General features: G+C 43.1%; 11 protein-coding genes and 1 riboswitch. Of the genes, 8 read left to right on the forward strand and 3 right to left on the reverse strand.

Annotated features, from left to right (window positions below):
* Positions 1 to 30 precede the first annotated feature (30 nt).
* Positions 31 to 987 (reverse strand): methylenetetrahydrofolate reductase, encoded by a 957-nt coding sequence (locus QYC40_RS15975; RefSeq protein WP_301991157.1) that lies wholly within the window; start codon positions 985 to 987, stop codon positions 31 to 33.
* 45 nt (positions 988 to 1,032) lie between these two features.
* Positions 1,033 to 1,131: riboswitch (SAM riboswitch) on the reverse strand.
* A gap of 79 nt (positions 1,132 to 1,210) precedes the next feature.
* A complete protein-coding gene (gene rimM / locus QYC40_RS15980) occupies positions 1,211 to 1,738 on the reverse strand; it encodes a ribosome maturation factor RimM (protein ID WP_301991159.1) in 528 nt (175 codons plus the stop codon).
* A 355-nt stretch (positions 1,739 to 2,093) separates the two neighbouring features.
* Here rimM and QYC40_RS15985 point away from each other — a divergent pair, with 355 nt between their 5' ends.
* Positions 2,094 to 5,177: a SusC/RagA family TonB-linked outer membrane protein gene (locus QYC40_RS15985; protein WP_301991161.1), complete on the forward strand. Its 3,084-nt coding sequence runs from the start codon at positions 2,094 to 2,096 to the stop codon at positions 5,175 to 5,177.
* An 18-nt stretch (positions 5,178 to 5,195) separates the two neighbouring features.
* Positions 5,196 to 6,917, forward strand: a complete 1,722-nt coding sequence (locus QYC40_RS15990; protein ID WP_301991162.1) for a RagB/SusD family nutrient uptake outer membrane protein — start codon at positions 5,196 to 5,198, stop codon at positions 6,915 to 6,917.
* A 637-nt stretch (positions 6,918 to 7,554) separates the two neighbouring features.
* On the opposite strand, the gene QYC40_RS15995 is transcribed toward QYC40_RS15990, so the two are convergent.
* Positions 7,555 to 8,085, reverse strand: a complete 531-nt coding sequence (locus QYC40_RS15995; protein ID WP_301991164.1) for a 30S ribosomal protein S16 — start codon at positions 8,083 to 8,085, stop codon at positions 7,555 to 7,557.
* A gap of 225 nt (positions 8,086 to 8,310) precedes the next feature.
* Between QYC40_RS15995 and QYC40_RS16000 the strand changes: the two genes are divergently transcribed.
* The 6 genes from QYC40_RS16000 to QYC40_RS16025 all read left to right on the forward strand — a co-directional run bounded on the left by QYC40_RS16000 (position 8,311) and on the right by QYC40_RS16025 (position 18,113).
* Complete coding sequence (locus QYC40_RS16000; protein WP_301991166.1) at positions 8,311 to 11,667, forward strand: exodeoxyribonuclease V subunit beta; 3,357 nt, start codon at positions 8,311 to 8,313, stop codon at positions 11,665 to 11,667.
* A gap of 9 nt (positions 11,668 to 11,676) precedes the next feature.
* Positions 11,677 to 14,568: a PD-(D/E)XK nuclease family protein gene (locus QYC40_RS16005; protein WP_301991168.1), complete on the forward strand. Its 2,892-nt coding sequence runs from the start codon at positions 11,677 to 11,679 to the stop codon at positions 14,566 to 14,568.
* Between the two features lie 123 nt (positions 14,569 to 14,691).
* A complete protein-coding gene (locus QYC40_RS16010; protein ID WP_301991170.1) occupies positions 14,692 to 15,603 on the forward strand; it encodes a LysR family transcriptional regulator in 912 nt (303 codons plus the stop codon).
* A 60-nt stretch (positions 15,604 to 15,663) separates the two neighbouring features.
* Positions 15,664 to 16,704 (forward strand): c-type cytochrome, encoded by a 1,041-nt coding sequence (locus QYC40_RS16015; protein WP_301991172.1) that lies wholly within the window; start codon positions 15,664 to 15,666, stop codon positions 16,702 to 16,704.
* Between the two features lie 4 nt (positions 16,705 to 16,708).
* Positions 16,709 to 17,182, forward strand: coding sequence for a DsrE family protein (locus tag QYC40_RS16020; protein WP_301991173.1), 474 nt, complete (start codon positions 16,709 to 16,711; stop codon positions 17,180 to 17,182).
* Positions 17,183 to 17,186: 4 nt separating this feature from the next.
* Positions 17,187 to 18,113, forward strand: a complete 927-nt coding sequence (locus QYC40_RS16025; protein WP_301991174.1) for a substrate-binding domain-containing protein — start codon at positions 17,187 to 17,189, stop codon at positions 18,111 to 18,113.
* Positions 18,114 to 18,115: the final 2 nt, after the last annotated feature.

The raw sequence follows: 18,115 nt of genomic DNA on the forward strand, positions 1-18,115 counted from the left end.
TATCTGATGTCTAAAATCTAATCTCTAATGCTAAACCAACTTCTGCACAATCTTCTTCGTTGGCCCCGGATTACTCATGGTATAGAAATGCAAAACTGGCGCGCCAAACTCAATCAGCTCTTTACACTGCTGAACCAACCATTCCTCACCTACCTGACGTACATCGGCATTTGTTTTACACGCATCCACAGCATCACTCAATTCCTCAGGAATATCCAAGTGGAAGATACGAGGAAGCGTGATTAGTTGGTTCTTCGTGGTCAACGGTTTTAGGCCCGGGATAATCGGAACATTGATGCCATGCTCGCGACACTTCGTCACAAATTCCTTATACTTCTCTACGTTGAAAAACATCTGTGTAACAATAAATTCTGCGCCCATCTCTACCTTCTTCTTCAACCATTTAAAATCGGTGTTGAAGTTTGGCGCCTCGAAGTGCTTCTCCGGATAACCCGCCACACCGATACAGAAATCGGTCTTCGCCGAGCTCTCGATATCCTCATGCAGATAACGACCGTTGTTCATATCCACCACCTGCTCCAAAAGATCCGTTGCGTAGGCATGCCCACCGACGGTAGGGATAAAGTCTGAATCGCCTTTTCTCGCGTCGCCACGCAGTACTAAGACATTATCAATACCCAAGAAGTTAAGATCGATTAAAGCATTCTCCGTTTCCTCCTTCGTGAAACCGCCACAGATCAAATGCGGAACCGCATCCACCTTGTACTTACTCATAATCGCAGCACAGATAGCAACTGTGCCGGGACGCTTCCTATAGGCAACACGCTCTAACAAACCACTGGAATGCTGCTTATACAAGTAATCCTCGCGATGGTAAGTAACATCGATAAAAGGCGGATTGAACTCCATTAGTTCATCCATTGTCTTGAAAATACTCTGGATTCCCTGTCCTTTTGCCGGCGGCAATAACTCAAATGAATATAGGGTCTTCCCCTTTGCGTTCTTAATGTGGTCTACGATTTTCATAAATTTCCTTTAGGCTTAGAGAAAACGCAGCGATACCTGAGTTTCAGCTTATCTTTCCCTAACGGGGTAGAATTTAGCACCTTGTCAAGGGACAGGTTGCTAAGGCTTCAGCGGGTCTAGTCCCTCTGCCTTTCTCTATAAGCGAGGGCTAATATCGCTAATAGAAGCAAGAACTCAAAATGAAAACCAGAAAATAAAATGGAAAAATAACGAAAACCTCGTTCTATTGCTCGAAATACATATCGATCAGTCCTTCAGGAAGTCGAAGTACAACAACCTGTTCCTCAGGATCTATCCCTACAATGAAGTTTTCGTTCAATGGAAACATCACTTCCGTGCCATCCATATCTACGGTAGCAATAAACTGTTGCGGCATCTCTTGCACCTGCGTAATCTCGCCCAACTCACCCTCCTCCTCTTCTATCGCAACATAGCCTACCAAGTCTGTATATCGGAAATCATCAGGATCACGCTCAGGTTTCTGATCCAAGGGCAAATACATTTTCTTGCGGATCAAGGGGTGCGCCTTATCGATATGGTCAATATCCTCAAAAGTAGCGTAGGCCGTACTATTATTATACATCTTCAGCGTATCAACGAAATAGGGTACTAACTTCTTGTTGACCTCGAGAAACAAAACATCAAAATCCAAATCCATATAGTCCTCAAATTCAAAGAATAATTGAACTTCTCCTTTCAACCCGCGGGTTTTACTTATGTAACCTATATAGAATGTTTGATCGATTGTCATAGCCTGAATTAAAATGCAAAAATACAGAAATAATCGGACAATAAAACGCCTTGCGAAAGCTAGACGATCACTCTGAAATTTAACAATTAGGAAAATCAAAAAGATATAAAAATCAGGTAAAAGGCGACCATCTAATCGATTGACAACTAGTTGTTAAAACAACCTAATGTTACCAAAATGTTACGTATTCACCAAAAACGATATTTACACGCTGTTGCATATGCAATCGTTTGCATCAAAATACGCAAACGTTTGAGTTCAAAAAGCATATAGCATTCTATTTACAAAAAGTTAATATTGTCGCAACAATACTAAATTGTGTAGCCAAAATCTACTTTTATTAAACACGACACTTATGTGCAAAAAAAGATTATCCAGGGCATTTCTTGCCAGTACATTTTATCCAATTACATCTGTGCTGACATTAGCCCTACTTACTCCCGATGCCGTGCTTGCATCTAACCTCAAGGAATCCAGCTCGATCCATGCCGTTGCTTTCCAAGAAGTAATAACCGGTACGATCAAAGGTGCAACAGGAGCATTATCCGCTGTCACCATCAGCGTGAAAGAAAATCCGAAAATCATCTCTTCAACAGACGAAAATGGTGCTTTCTCGATCGATGCCAAAATTGGCCAAACGCTAATTATTTCTGCTGTAGGTTATGAAAAGGTAGAGCGGAAAATCGAATCCAACAACATGACCATCAATTTGGAAGAATCAGTAAATTCTTTAGATGAGGTCGTAGTGGTGGGTTATGGTATTCAGCAAAAGAAAGAAAGCTTAACTGGTGCATTGCAAAATGTGAGCGGCCAAAAGCTTAGAGACGTGACGACCCCTTCTGTGGAGAACATGTTGAACGGTAAAGCTGCTGGTGTATATGTTGCACCAAGCACCGGTAAACCGGGAACACGCGGTGCAGTTGTTATCCGCGGACAAGCCTCGGTAAACGGTGTAACTAGCCCACTTTGGGTAATCGATGGGGTAATCGTGGGCTACGGTCCTGGCGATTTAAACCCAGATGATATTGCCAACCTAACGGTCTTGAAAGATGCTGCTTCAACATCACTTTATGGTTCCCAAGGAGCTAACGGTGTTGTGGTCGTGACAACGAAAGCGCCAAGATCACAGAAAATGCAACTAACCTATTCAACAAAACTAGGTTTCAACCAGTTGACGAATGGAAATTTGCAGATGATGAACGGAGCAGAATTATATGATTACTTCGCATCTTTCCAAAACGCAAGCGATATCAAATTCCCTAGATGGAATGAAGAGCTGAGAAACTCAAACTTCGATTGGTGGGATGTTGCAACGCGCAATGGCTTCACCCAAAACCACAACATCTCCCTACAAGGAGGTAATGAAACATTGCAATCATTCCTTTCCTTAGGATATTACAATGAATTAGGTGCTGTCAAAGGTTTTGAGTACGACCGTTACAACATCCGTTTGAATACAGTATACAAGCCTTTTGAATGGTTAAGCATCAAACCTTCCATCGTTGCAGCCCGTCGAGGAACAGACGATAGACAATATGATACAGGTGCGATGGTGACTAACCTACCTTGGGATAGTCCATACGATGCGAACGGAAATCTAGTGCCACACCGTTACAGCGGATGGGTAAACAACGCAAGTACAAACTACTTATACGACTTGCAATGGAATAAATCTGCAACGACGAACTACGAATTGCAAGGTAACTTTGACTTCGATGTTAGATTAACAGATTGGTTGACATTCTCTTCGGTGAACAGTTACCGCACGAATTTATATTCTTCATCGGGCTACACAGATCCACGTTCAAATGGAGGTCAGAGCGTCTTGGGGCGTATCTCGGAATATCGTTTGGATAATACACGCCGCTATACCAACCAATTATTACGTTTCAACAAAACTTGGGACAAGCATGCATTGAATGGTATTGTTGCTTATGAATTCAACGATTTCAACGAAAAGATCATTGATATCTATGGAACAGGCTTCTTACCTGGTTTCGAAGTATTGGATGTTGTTGCTAAACCAGAGCGCACAAAGGGATCAATCAATGAGTGGGCAACGCAGTCTTATTTAGCTAATGCAAACTATGCATACGACAACCGCTATTTAGCACAAGCGTCCTTCCGTAGAGATGGTGCTTCCAACTTCGGTACCGACGTAAAATATGGTAATTTCTTCTCCATCAGTGGAGCCTGGAACATCCATAACGAAAGCTGGTTCAATGTTGATAAAATCAATAACTTAAAACTTCGCGCAGCATACGGTTCTGTAGGTAATAAACCAACATCCCTTTATCCACAGTACGATCTTTATGCCATTACCTCCCAATCAGGCTACAACGGCACGCCGGGGGCATTGATTAGTCAAATCGGAAATCCAAACCTACAATGGGAAAACACCTATACAGCAGGCGTAGGAGTAGACGCGGGATTCTTCAACAATCGCTTACGCTTAACCGCTGATTACTATAACAAAACGACAGACAATGTATTGTTCCAAGTTCCGGTGACTGGCTTAATCGGTGTTACATCAATCTGGAGAAACGTTGGTGAAATGCAGAATAGAGGTTATGAGTTGACTATTGGTGGTGATATCATCAAAAAAGGCGACTGGTTATGGAGCATGGACCTCAACTTAGGACATAATAAAAACAAATTGACGGACCTATACAAAACGCTTCAAAACGGCGAATTGGTTTCTAAGCCTATTATTGCTGGCGATAACTCAGGCATCGCGGGTTCTGCACAACGTCTATTGGAAATCGGCGCTCCTGTAGATACCTATTACATGATCGAATGGGCTGGCGTAAATCCAGACAACGGCAAACCAATGTGGTACAAAGACGATTTGGACGCAGAAGGAAATGTAATCGGCCAAAGCAAAACAGAGAAATATGCCGATGGAACGTACCGTAAAATGGGCAAAGCAGCAGCAGATTTGTTCGGTGGGTTCGGAACATTCGTAGCCTACAAAGATTTCGATTTGACAGCAAACTTCGGTTTCTCTATCGGTGGACAGAAATACAACTATGCACGCCAGGAATTAGATGCTGACGGTGCCTACGTAGACAGAAACCAAATGAAATTGCAAGATGGCTGGAGCCGTTGGGAAAAACCAGGCGACGTGGCAACCCATCCGGTAGCACGCTATAACAACGCCAACAATGGTAACAAAGCATCATCAAGATACCTTGAAAGCAATGATTTCTTAAGATTAAGATCATTAGCTGTAGGTTATTCGTTCAAACTACCTCAATACTATTTAAGCAACGTCAGAGTATTCTTATCCGGCGAAAACTTATTCACATGGACAAACTACTCCGGTGTAGATCCAGAAGCAACCATCAACCCGGAGACAGGAAAATTGTTGGAGACAGCGCTTCCTGCGGTTTACCCAGCGACACGTAAGTTTATGTTTGGTTTAAATGTTACATTTTAATTGAGGGGATTATATCATATGAAAAAGCTATTATTTTTACTATCGGCAACAGCCTTGTTCTCCTCATGCGAGCTCGACAGATTGCCTAAAGGATCAATGGATACAGAGGGGGTGGCAGAAAATCCGCAAGCCCTAATTACAGGTGCATACGCACAATTAAAAGCATGGTCTGACCCCATGCACCGCGCTGGTGAATACGCAGGCGATAACATGATGATTCGTGGAGCATCAACAGATGCTTTCTATGAGTTTATCTCCTTCTCTCGTACGCCAAATAACTACCGCTTATCCAACTTCTGGGACTACAGTTACAAAGCGATAGCACAAGCATCGAACGCAATGAAATTCCTAAAAGAAGGCGAGAGCGTAGAAGTCGACAATCAAATTGGCGAATGTTATTACATCCGCGGTCTAATGTACTTTTATCTGGTGCGTGCATACGGCCGCCCATACTACCAAAGCCCGGAAACAAACTTAGGCGTGCCAATCGTAAATGGTACACCGGAAAATCCGCTTGGCGAATTGAACTTCCCGGACCGTGCAACGGTAAAAGAAACATACGAGCAGATTATTGCTGATTTAACGAAAGCTGAATCATTGCTTACGCTCAAAAAAGGTAATATTTACGCAACCAAAGAAGCAGCGCAAGCGATTCTTTCACGTGTGTATTTATACATGAGCGGAACTTATGAAGCGCCGAATGTGCAATACGCAAAACTGTCAGCAGAGTATGCTGATAAAGTAATCAACTCTGGAAAATACAGCCTGTTAGGCCGTGCGGACTTTATGCGTTACAATACCTTTACGCCAGAGAACAACAAAGAAACGATCTTCGCTGTAAAACGCTTAGCATCTGAATTCTCAGGTAGCGACCATTACTATGGTGTTGGTGGTATGTATGCAAACATCGGTGGTCAAGGTTGGGGTGAAATGTATGCAAGTGCTAAATACATCGATTTATTGAACGAAACCGGAAGAAATGACTGGAGACCGGACAACTACAAGATCGTTGATGCGCGTGCTGCCTTTATCGAGCCTACCTACGACAACAACGGAGGTAAGTTCACCGAAGTTTTCCGATACATCAAACAAGATAGCGAGACTTCTAAAAACTACATGCAAGACACCATCATTCGTGAAGGAAACACATTAATTGCGAAAGAAGTTACTACGGTAGACAAAAAACCTGTTGTAGATCGCTATACCTTATCAGCAGTTGATGCTACGCAGGGCATCTATTCGATCAAACATAAAGACGGAAGAACCTACACCGGTTTCTTAGATTATTATATCTCACTGAACCGTGCTTATCCACAGTTCTACATCGTGAAAGCATCTCGCGAAGGCGAAAACTCGCACCTGCACTCACCAGTAATCAGCAGATTGGGTGAAGTATACTTAAACCGTGCGGAAGCGAACGCTAAACAAGGGAAATATGCTGAAGCATTAGCAGACTTGAACAAAATCCGCACGCGTTCCATCGAAAATGGCGCTTACACAAGCCTTTCAGCTGCCGATGCTAGCCAAAAAATCGACAAAGAACGTCAGTTAGAATTAGCATTCCAAGCAGAACGCAGCTATGATGTATTCCGCAACGGAAAATCCCTAACACGTGACTACCCAGGACCACAAGACCAAAAAGCAGTAATCCCTGCTACCGATTACCGTGTAATCTATTACATTCCACAATCGGCAATTAACTCTTACCCTGGTCAATTGACACAAAATCCAACGAATTAGATCTAGATGTCTCCGTTTAGATATTAGACGTTTAGACATTAGATTTTAGATAGTAAAAATGCCAACCTCGCGGTTGGCATTTTTTACTTTTGACTATCTGGCTTTCTTTCCGCTGCATCGGGACTAGAAGCAGACATACTTTATCTATTGCCTTTTCAGACCCCAATCAAAGCCCTTTCAAAGCGGCTATGATTGGGGTTTATATTGGGTTTGAATTGGGTTTGTATTGGTTCTGTATAGGGTTAATGGCGAAGAAGGTGTTTGTCGTTTATGAGAGAAGGTTGTCTTGAACCAGGAAAGCAAGGATGCAAGGATGTTCAGGATCATGTTGGGCGTGTTAAATGAAAGTGCGGACTGCATACATGTTAGGAGACGTTTAGTGAAAAATGGTATTTGTATCCTTCCTTTCCCGGTTCAAGACAACGTTTTCCATTCTTTTTGCCCGATCCTGCCAATCGTTGCATCCTTCCTTTCATGGTTCAAGACAAACCAAAGGATAAAACAAATATTCTTTCCTGATTCAGAAAAAATCCCTAGCCCGCCCTACTCTAATGTCTAATATCTTATGTCTAATATCTAAAAAAGGCCAGTCTGCGTAGCAGACCGGCCTTTTTTCAATAAAAGATTTTCGAAAGGATTATCCTTCTGTTTCTTCTGTGTTTTCTTCAGCAGCTTCTTCCGTAGCTTCTTCTGCAGCAGCTTCTTCAACTGGCGCATTTTTAGCAGCGATAGCAGCAGCTTTTTCTTCTTTTTTCTTAGCTTCAGCAGCAAGAGCAGCTTTTTTAGCTTCTCCTTTAGATTGTGCTAAGCCAGATTTTTTACCTTCGATTTTCGCATCGTTTCCTTCAGTCCAAGCAGCGAATAATTCTTCTGCTTTAGCCTCATCGAAAGCACCTTTTTTCACACCACCTTGTAAGTGTTTTTTGTAAAGAACACCTTTGTAAGAAAGGATAGCGCGAGCTGTGTCAGTAGGTTGTGCACCATTGTTCACCCATGTTAATGCTTTATCAAAATCTAAAATGATAGTTGCTGGGTTAGTGTTCGGGTTATAAGAACCGATACGCTCAATGAATTTACCATCACGTGGAGCACGTGCATCTGCTACTACTACATGGTAAAAAGGTTTTCCTTTTTTACCGTGTCTTTGCAATCTGATTTTAGTTGCCATGTTTTAATTTATTTTATGTATTCAACATATCCCCCGTTGCTACATGCAGGAGGGGACGCAAAGATACAAAAATTATAATGACTAAAAAGCTAAATATCAAAAGATTGTTAACGCAGCAACAAAGAAGAGAGAGCTGCCTCAAACCGTCGCTTCCTATTTCGGATTAAATTTGAGGATTAAGCCGATATTAACGATATTCAACCTCATAAATCCGCATTCATTGCTATGTCAGGAAAAGCACCTCTAAAGATCGTTAAGGCATCTGCCGGATCTGGAAAAACATTCAGTCTTACAGTACATTACCTCAGCCTGTTGCTCGCAAAAGAAAGCAACTACCGAGAGATACTCGCCGTTACCTTCACCAACAAAGCAACCGCAGAGATGAAAGAACGTATTCTTTCCGTCCTGCATGGTCTTGCAATCGCTGATCCGCATAAGCATATTGAAAGTTACAGAAAACTATTATTAGAACAGTATCCCGAATGGGATGCCGGCACCTTGCAGGAGAAAGCATATCGCGTTTATCGACGCATCCTGCACGACTATAGCCATTTCTCCGTTAGCACCATCGATGGGTTCTCTCAAAAGGTGATCCGTAGCTTCACCTATGAGCTTAATCTGGATGCGGCGTATGCCATAGAGATGAATACCAATAAGGTTAAAAAAGACTTGACCATTATGCTGAATCAGCTTTTGGATGAGAAACCTGAACTATTGGAGTGGATTATTGCCTATGCGGAGCAAAAGATAGACAATAACGAAAACTGGAACTACCGACAGCAACTTATGGCATTGGCTGGTCTTATCTTCTCGGAAAACTTCCAGGAATTTGACTCCTTTTTGCTCACTGCTGACACCAATCAAGTTTTCAATCTACTGCAGAAAGAAATAGCCGAAAAGTCTAAGGCTTTCGTCGCGACTTTTTCGCAGGCCATCGATGCCTTTAAGGAAACTGTCCGCTCCCTGGGCGTAGACGAGTCCGAGATGAAAGGCAAGTCTCGCAACAAGTTGATTTCCGCGAGTAAGGTCGAGAGCAACCTGCATAAGATTAATGAAACGGACCTTCAAAAGCTATTTGATAAGTTCCTGATCCTTCAGGATAATGATGAGGCTTTTACCGACCAGCATAAAGAAGTTCGATATGATCTACAGATTGGTATTCAACCCGCGCTGCAGACTATCTTCGAGATACACAAACTATTTCCGAGCTATATTGCCTATAAAGCGGTCGAAGCAAACCTATATTTCCTTCGCTTATTAAAGGAGATGAGCGACCTCTTGAGTTTATGGCGCAAGGAGAATGCATCGCAACTGATTTCAGACTCGCAGATTCTGTTGAACAAGCTAGGGTTAGATGAAAACAACGACCCCACTTTCATATGGGAGAAGATAGGGAACCGATACAATTATTTCCTATTTGATGAGTTTCAGGACACGTCTAGGATTCAATGGAAAAATTATAGTCCCCTCCTGCTCAACGCCCTGGCAAATTCGCAAGGTAAAATGAGCGAGCATCTTATCGTTGGCGATGTCAAACAAAGTATCTATCGTTGGCGAAACGGCGATTGGCGGATCTTGCTGCAACAAGTCGAGCAGCAGGTATCCGACTCGTTCCACCTGAACGAGCAATCTAGGCCACAATTTATTGACCAAGGTGCGCTGCTGACCAACTACCGCAGCTTGCCGAATATCATTAAGCTGAACAATTACCTCTTCAGCAGTATCCCTCAATTGATGCAGCAGGTATTGAACGAGCAGGTACTCGAATCGCTGAACAAGGAAGGTAGGGAATGGTGGACGGCTACGGGGAATGATCAGATGCTGATCAAAGCTTACGAGGGTAGCAATCAGGAACTCCCGGAGCAGCTGCAGGCAGATGATGCGAATCAAGGTTCTATAGAAATAACCTTTCTTCCGGTAGAGAATGGCGCGTACAGGCGCAATCAGGTCGAGGAAGCATCGATCGATGCCCTCTGCGAAAAGGTTGCCGAGTGGATCAGCAGCGGACGCTACAAGCCTTCGCAGATCGGTATCCTCGTTCGCAGTAATGCACAAGCGAGACTCCTTATTCAGCAATTGATGGATTACAAAAACACCCATCAGTTGAATTATGAGGTGATCTCTGGCGATGCGCTTACTTTGGTTTCGAATCATGCGATCCAGCTATTGGTCGAAACATTCAAAGCGCTAGTCTACCAGTCGGATAAGCATGTTATTCAACATGCCAACATGGCTTACCTCTATCAACTAAGCAAAGGGAACTCTGCCTTTGACCAATCTTATTGGTTAAAATTCAGAGACAATAATATTCAGGAACTTCGGGGTTTAGTGCCTGATGAACTGATTGCACAATGGGATGCATTGCAGAAGATGCCGTTGATACATCTTTCCGAGAAATTGATCGAGATATATGGATTGACCGACGAAAATAGCATTCACCTGCCCTATTTATTGGCATTTAAAGATATCATTACCTCCTTCTCTGCCATGGGCGAGCGCGGGTTGATTCAATTCCTGGAATATTGGCTGGAGGATGGCGAAAAAGCAGTTCTCCCAAGCAACGGAAAGATTGACGCGATTGAGGTTACCACCATACATAAGTCTAAAGGACTGGCATATGATGTGGTTATGCTTCCTTTCTGTTCTTGGAGCTTAGACGGGATGTCGCGAGGCGACTTTTGGATTAATGTAGAAAACAGTCCCTTTGCTGCCTTAGGGAAGATTCCTATAAAATACAGTAAATCCCTCGGCAACTCGATATTCTATCAGCAGTATTTCGAAGAGATGCTCTTCAACTACATGGATGCGTTAAACACGTTCTATGTCGCCAATACCCGTGCGAAACAGCACTTATACATTTCCGCTCCGCAGTTTAAACAGACTGTTGACAAGAAAACCGGTGAAATTAAAGGTTTTGAACCGAGCAACGAGTATATTTCTGATATATTGATACAAGCCCTCTCTGCCGACAACGCGGTATTCAAGTTGGAAAACAATCAGCTCAATATACAGCATATCATCAGCAAAACGGATGAAGCTTTAAAAGCCGAAGGCAATTATATTGCGCTTCAACATTATCCGATTTCCAATGTCTTAGAGAAGGAATGGGAACATGCAAGCACGAGAAGCATCAACAATATCCTGATGATGGAGAAGGCGGCGCAATACGGCGTACTGGCCCATGAAATCGTATCGGAGGCATCACAGGAAAAGGATATTGACTTACTGATCGATAAATATATTCAGGAAGGCATTCTCTCTATGGAAGACCGGGAGGCATTGCTGCAGGAAATTCACGAAATATGGCATCACCCGCAAATCAACAGCTGGTTGAATGGTGATTTCAAGATTTGGAACGAAGCAAGCATTATTACCGCCGATGGCGAAACTATTCGTCCGGACAAGGTATTTACCAGCCCGAATAGCACCATTGTGCTTGACTTCAAATTTACCCAGGGAGACTATGTTGGCCACAAGGCGCAGGTCGATAAATACATGAAAGCCATCCGAAATGTAGGTTATGAAAACGTGAAAGGCTATCTGTATTATGCCAAATCAAAACAATTAGTAGAAGTTATTTAAGCGATCCCTATGAACAAAGCATTTCTACGCCTAGTAGCAGAAGATATACAAAAACGATATGGCAAAGATATCGCTGATATTGCCGTCGTATTCAACAATAAAAGACCGATTACCTACTTGAAAAAACATCTTGTCGATGTCTATCAGCAGGCAATCTGGTCGCCACAATTCTATACCATTCAGGAGTTCTTTAGCTTGTCGACCAGTAAAGTACAGGCGTCTTCGATTAGTCAGTTCTTCTATTTATACGAGCTTCACAATGAGTTGCTTGCCAAGGAGGGCGTCGAACCGGAAACCTTAGAGGAGTTTTATCCCATAGCGGAGATTATCCTCAGCGACTTCAGTCAGCTAGACTACGACCTGGTCGATATTGCGCATATCTTTATGGAGCTTTCCGACACAACGGAGATTGAAATTGCCTTCCAGCATTTCACACCCGAACAGCAGGCATTTATCCGGCAGTTCTGGCAGTCGTTCAGCATACAAGGACATACGGGAGTGCAGAAAAGATTTCTTCGCTTGTGGCGCCGATTACCCACATTATACAGAGCGTTTAAAGAGCGTTTGCAAGCCGAGGGGCAGACAAATTTCCCGACCATTTACCGCGATTTAGCGGAAGGGAAGGAAGAGAACAAGACCTTTGTGGATCAATTTAAGCAAGTTCTTTTTGTGGGCTTCAATGCCCTTAACCGAGCCGAAGCAAAACTATTCAGGGAATGGCAGGAACAGGGCAAAGCGCTTTTCTATTTCGATGCCGACAGCCATTATCTGGATGATAAGCTGCAGGAAGCCGGTCTGTTCATCCGACGCAATATCTTTCAAACGGGCTTATTGAATGCTTTAGGCGATGTTCCAAACATCATCGCGAACCGAGCAGACGATGTACATATTTATCAAAGTCTGGGAAAGATTAGTGAAACGAAGTTACTGTACGATCTGCTGAGCAAACATCAGGATGAGAGCAAGTCATCCGCTATTCTACTTGCCGATGAAGGTTTGCTCGTTCCGCTTTTGCAGAGTTTGCCTTATACCGATGTAAATATTACAACGGGTTATCCATTGATTCAGTCGCCAATCTATGGTTTGTTAGATCTTTGGATGAATGTGCAGGTTTTGATATCTCAGCAGCATAAAGAAAAGATTCCTTATCAGCTGCTGGAAACCTACCTGACCAACCCGATGAGCAAGGTATCGAAGAAACAAAAACAACTAATTCAAACCGAGTCGGCAGATAAGCAATTGTTTGAAGTGGAGGTTAAGGATATCGATATCAGCGAATCGGTGCTGCCGCATTTCTTCCGCAAATTACCGTCTCCGGAACAGACCATACCAACCTTAAGCGCGATGATCGACAGCTTATTGCTTTCGCTGGCAGATAACGACCGCATCCGACAGATTGAGTCTAACCTGTTGATGGAAACGAAGAAGGTTTTGAATCAATTGCAACTCGGTTTCTCCAATCTGGGTAAACTGAGCATCGGGTTCCAAATCGGGTTGATCAGAAAGGCTCTCGGACCCATTAGCTCGGCGATTGAAGGTAATCCGCTAAAAGGTCTGCAGATCATGGGGCTGTTGGAAAGCCGCTGTTTAAATTTCGATCAGGTGTATATTTTGGGGGCTAATGAAGGTATTTTGCCGAAGACATCGAATTCTCCGACTTTCCTGCCCAACAATTTAAGGAAAGCATACGGTCTCCCGGTATTAGAAAATCAAGACGCCCTATCGGCCTATTTATTCTATCGTCATTTCCAATACAGCAGTGATATTCATCTGTTCTACAATGCTGTGGTCAGTGAGAGTAGTTCGGGCGAGGAAAGCCGCTTCATCAAACAATTAGAATTTGAAACGAAGTTCAACTTCATTAAACATACGCAACAGCAACTTTTGACTTTCCCGACGCAGCCGCAGGAATTGGTTATCGAGAAAACGGGCGAGGTATGGAATAAACTATATGGCAGCTACATCAAGCATGGGAAGCGTATTTCTGCATCTGCCTTCACCAGCTACCTGGCTTCGCCTTTGCAATTCTTCTTAAAATATGTCGCTGATATCAAGGAACCGCCTTCGATAAGTCAGGAATTCGAGATGAATAAACTCGGTACTGTCATCCATGAAAGCATGGAAGAACTATTGGCACCGCTCAAGACGGTAGATGATTTTATTCCGACCGAAAGCTTAAAAGCAAAGCTGCAAATTGCGGATCAAGTAGTGCTGAAGCAGATTGGCAATGAATACCTGACAAGTTTCAATACGGTCGATGAACTCAATAGCTTGCAGCGTATCATGCATAAGATTGCGACGGAGTATGTGAAAATGTTCTTGCAGTATGATATCGACCAGTATGAAGCAATCCGGATTGTCGAGCTCGAAAATAGCGACGACTATATCCTGGACTTCCCTATTGAAATAAACGGCAGCATTGAAACGGTTAGCTTATATGGTATTATCGACCGCGTGGATGAAGTCCTTACGAAAGACGGGCAGACGAAGCTTCGTATTGTGGATTACAAAACGGGCGCTGATAGTGTAAAATTCCGAAACCTGGATGTGGTTTTTGCGGCAAATACAGAAAACAAGGCGCTTGTGCAAACGCTATTCTATGCTTATGTATATGAACAAGTAACCGGCCTACGCAATCTTGAGCCACATCTATATGTCGCAAGGCGTATGCGTGAAGATGGGACGGTCTTTAAAAATAATACCGGTAGCTTTGTGCTTAGTGATCAAACATTGGCTGAGCAGAAAGATGTTTTTGTGGCTTTTCTGAAAAGCACATTAGAGGAGCTCTTCGATCAGCAGGTACCGTTCAAACATAATCCCGAAGCTGTGGTTTATCCTTCAGATCCTTTTACACTGTTTTATAAGTATAGCGTGAAGGAAAGCGCAGAAGAAAGTATTTAGTAGTTAGTAGTTGTTTAGTAGTTAGTATATAGTAGTTAGTATTTAGACCGAACGTGTCTATATTAATGCTTCTCTGATTCCAACCAATTTCTCGAATAGACAAACGTTCAATAACATAATCTGATGTTAGAAGTTAATTTTAGAATCAAAGTTTTTTACCATGCTGCGAAGAGCTTAAGCTTTACGAAGACTTCGCGTGAGCTTTTTATCAGTCAGCCTGCGGTTTCGAAGCATATTCAAGAGCTGGAAAGCCTGGTGGGCCATGCGCTGTTTTTGAGGAATGGGAACAGGTTACAGCTGACGGAGGCTGGTAGAACATTGATGGAAGCAGCTAGTACCATTAGCAAACAGTATGAATTGCTCGATTACAGGCTTGGGCTTTTAAATGATAAACTGAAAGGTAACCTCGTTATTGGCGCAAGCACTACCCTATCGCAGTATATCCTACCGCAACTTATCGCGAAATTCACCGAAGAAAATCCTTTAGTCAATATCAAGTTATATAATGGTAATACAGCGCATGTAACAAAGTGGTTATTCGAACAGAAGATTGCGCTGGGGTTCGTTGAAGGTTTGGCGGAGGACAAGTCTTTAAAATACACGAAAATATTAGATGACCAACTGATCTTTATTGCCCGCAGTAGTCATCCGATCTTTAAAAAACCGGAGCTTTCTATAGCTGATTTCAGTCAACAAGAATTTGTTTTTAGAGAACCCGGTTCGGGAACAAATGACATCGTCTTCCAACGGTTTAAAGAGATTGGCATTGACGCAAAACACCTGGTCAACCGTGTTGAAATGTCTAGCTCAGAGTCAATTAAGAAATACATCCAGCATAAAGACAGTATTGGGATACTTTCGAAATTCGCTGTGAAAGAAGAGATGGAGAGCGGCAAATTAGTGGAGGTCATGAACGACAGGTGGGCTATTGCGCGAAACTTGTATCTCGTCCATCTTCATGGTGAAGTTTCGGACCTTCCAAAGCAATTCCTGCGATTCCTCAATCGGGAATTGAAAAGCTTCCATAACATATAGTTATAAGGCATAACAGAATACCGTTTTAGGAGACATGGAAAGTAGACTAAGTTTGCTTCCATGAAAAATGACCACAACCAACCTGTAAACTTACTCCGCGAGATCAATAAGCTGAGCAAAGTCGCCAAAGCGATGTCAATCCTTTTTGTAGTGCTTGTGTTCCTTATTTTCTTGCTACCTTTCATTCCCTACCAACAGCAGCATGCATCCGCTGCGGTCGAGCAGCCTTCGAAGGAAACGGATGGGCAGCTTTTGAATAGCGTGGAAGACTTCAAGTTGAGCCCCTATCCGGATACCGAAGATGGTAAAATGGCCGCCTATGGCGAACAGCTTATCCGCGAGACGTATAAGTATTTGGGTCCTGAGGCTCCTAAAGTTGCTGCCTTTACCGGGAATCGATTAGCCTGTGCGTCCTGTCACCTTGAGGCTGGCACCAAGGCCTATGCAGCGCCCTATGTGGGTCTAAGCGCCTTATTCCCTGTTTATAGTGGTCGTGATGGTAAGGTCGGCACTTTGGAAGATCGCATCAACGGCTGTTTCGAAAGAAGCATGAATGGGAAGAAATTACCGATCGATAGCAAAGAAATGCTGGCTATGGTTAGTTATATCAAACATCTAAGTGCTGATGTAAAAATAGGCAAACGAATAAAAGGACAAGGATTTGTGGACTTAAAAGTGCCCGATCGCAAAGCTGACTTGAACCATGGACAACTCGTTTTCCAGAAACAATGCGTCTCTTGTCATCAACAGGACGGACAAGGATTGCCGAAATTGGCAAACAATCCGAAGGATGGCTATGTTTATCCACCATTATGGGGAGCGGACTCTTTCAATGATGGCGCAGGTATGGCGCGCGTTATTACTGCGGCAAAATTTATCAAGGGCAATATGCCTTTAGGCGTTGATCCGTCAGAGCCTATTTTAAGCGACGAGGAAGCTTTTGATGTTGCCGCCTATATAAACTCCTTCGATCGGCCACAAAAGCCCAACAAGGAGCTGGATTATCCTGTCTTAAGCCAGAAACCTCGGGATGCCGCTTATCCACCATATGCAGATAACATCACACAAGAACAACATAAATACGGACCTTTTAATTTTTAAGAATATGAAAAAATTTATTGTATTAGGCTGCTCACTATTATTGGGAATGAGCCTATACGCCCAAGACAACAAGACTATGGAAACAAAACTGACAGCCAATGCGCAGTATCAAGGCGCTGAAGCGCATAAGAAACACTATCAAGTAATCTACCAGCTGGATAGCAACAACCCCGATATTATTAAAAAAGCTATTCGAAACATCAATAACTTGCTCAACGACCCTCGCCTGAAAGGTAAAGTCGAAGTCGAGTTGATTACCTTCTCAGGCGGTACTGAAGCACTGTTAAAAACATCAGCGTTCGAAACGCAGATCAAAGACCTGATCAACAAAGGCGTACGGGTAGCACAGTGTAGCAACTCCTTGCAAGAGCGCAACTTAACCAAAGAACAGATGTTTGATTTTATTGGCTATGTTCCTAGTGGCAACGGTGAGCTTGTTATTCGCGGATCAGAAGGTTGGACCATCGTAAAACCATAATTTCATGTGCAACGCAGCCTTAAAGAAATCTATTGTCGCATTATTAAGTGTTTTCATCATGCAACAACACAGCAACGCCCAAGAGCATAGATTTGATCCCCCATGGAATCCTTCACCGGAGTCCGCTGTCAATTTCACCATCCCTGGAATTGACAATGTCCCGGATTTATATGGCGATATCGTCGATCCGCAATTGGTGATCTTCTTCGCCGGTAATCAGTTTATGTGCATTCCGGAGCTGATTACAGCCTTTAAAAAGAAACATCCGGAATACGAGCGTATTTTCGTAGAAACCCTGCCTCCAGGTATTCTGGCGAAACAGATTGAAGGAGGCTCCATTACGATCGGAAATCTTCGCATTACGCATAAACCCGATGTTTATGCTGCTGGAACAAACAGAATACAAGGTATGAAGGAGCATTTCAGCAAGATTGACACGTATGCTTTCAATAAACTCACCATTATGGTGCCGGCGGGAAACCCATTGAAAGTAACCGGCATTAAAGATTTGGCTAACCCTAAGTTGCGCATCGCTATGCCTAATCCGGCTTGGGAAGGTGTGGGAAATCAGATCGTATCAGTTTACAACAAGATTGGCGGTAAACAACTGGAACAGCAAATCATGGAAAACAAGGTAAAGGATGGCACGACCTATCTGACGAAGATTCACCATCGCGAAAGTCCGATGCGGATCTTATATCAACAGGCCGACGCTGCGCCAGTATGGTATTCTGAAGTTGTCTTTCAGAAACTGCTTAAGCACCCTGTTGATGAAGTTGCGATTCCAGAAGCTGATAATGTGAGAGCAAAGTATCAGATTGCTAGCCTTAAGAATGCTCCTAGGCCGAAGGCAGCAACAGATTTTCTAAATTTTATGCAGACAAAAGAAGCAAGAGAGATTTATAAGAAATATGGTTTTGAAACACCATAAAC

The organism is Sphingobacterium sp. BN32, from assembly GCF_030503615.1.
Classification (GTDB): domain Bacteria; phylum Bacteroidota; class Bacteroidia; order Sphingobacteriales; family Sphingobacteriaceae; genus Sphingobacterium.

Bases quoted from the DNA above. Each gene is read 5' to 3' on its own strand.
- QYC40_RS15975 (WP_301991157.1), bottom strand. From the start codon at position 987: ATGAAAATCGTAGACCACATTAAGAACGCAAAGGGGAAGACCCTATAT.
- rimM (WP_301991159.1), bottom strand. From the start codon at position 1,738: ATGACAATCGATCAAACATTCTATATAGGTTACATAAGTAAAACCCGC.
- QYC40_RS15985 (WP_301991161.1), top strand. From the start codon at position 2,094: ATGTGCAAAAAAAGATTATCCAGGGCATTTCTTGCCAGTACATTTTAT.
- QYC40_RS15990 (WP_301991162.1), top strand. From the start codon at position 5,196: ATGAAAAAGCTATTATTTTTACTATCGGCAACAGCCTTGTTCTCCTCA.
- QYC40_RS15995 (WP_301991164.1), bottom strand. From the start codon at position 8,085: ATGGCAACTAAAATCAGATTGCAAAGACACGGTAAAAAAGGAAAACCT.
- QYC40_RS16000 (WP_301991166.1), top strand. From the start codon at position 8,311: ATGTCAGGAAAAGCACCTCTAAAGATCGTTAAGGCATCTGCCGGATCT.
- QYC40_RS16005 (WP_301991168.1), top strand. From the start codon at position 11,677: ATGAACAAAGCATTTCTACGCCTAGTAGCAGAAGATATACAAAAACGA.
- QYC40_RS16010 (WP_301991170.1), top strand. From the start codon at position 14,692: ATGTTAGAAGTTAATTTTAGAATCAAAGTTTTTTACCATGCTGCGAAG.
- QYC40_RS16015 (WP_301991172.1), top strand. From the start codon at position 15,664: ATGAAAAATGACCACAACCAACCTGTAAACTTACTCCGCGAGATCAAT.
- QYC40_RS16020 (WP_301991173.1), top strand. From the start codon at position 16,709: ATGAAAAAATTTATTGTATTAGGCTGCTCACTATTATTGGGAATGAGC.
- QYC40_RS16025 (WP_301991174.1), top strand. From the start codon at position 17,187: ATGTGCAACGCAGCCTTAAAGAAATCTATTGTCGCATTATTAAGTGTT.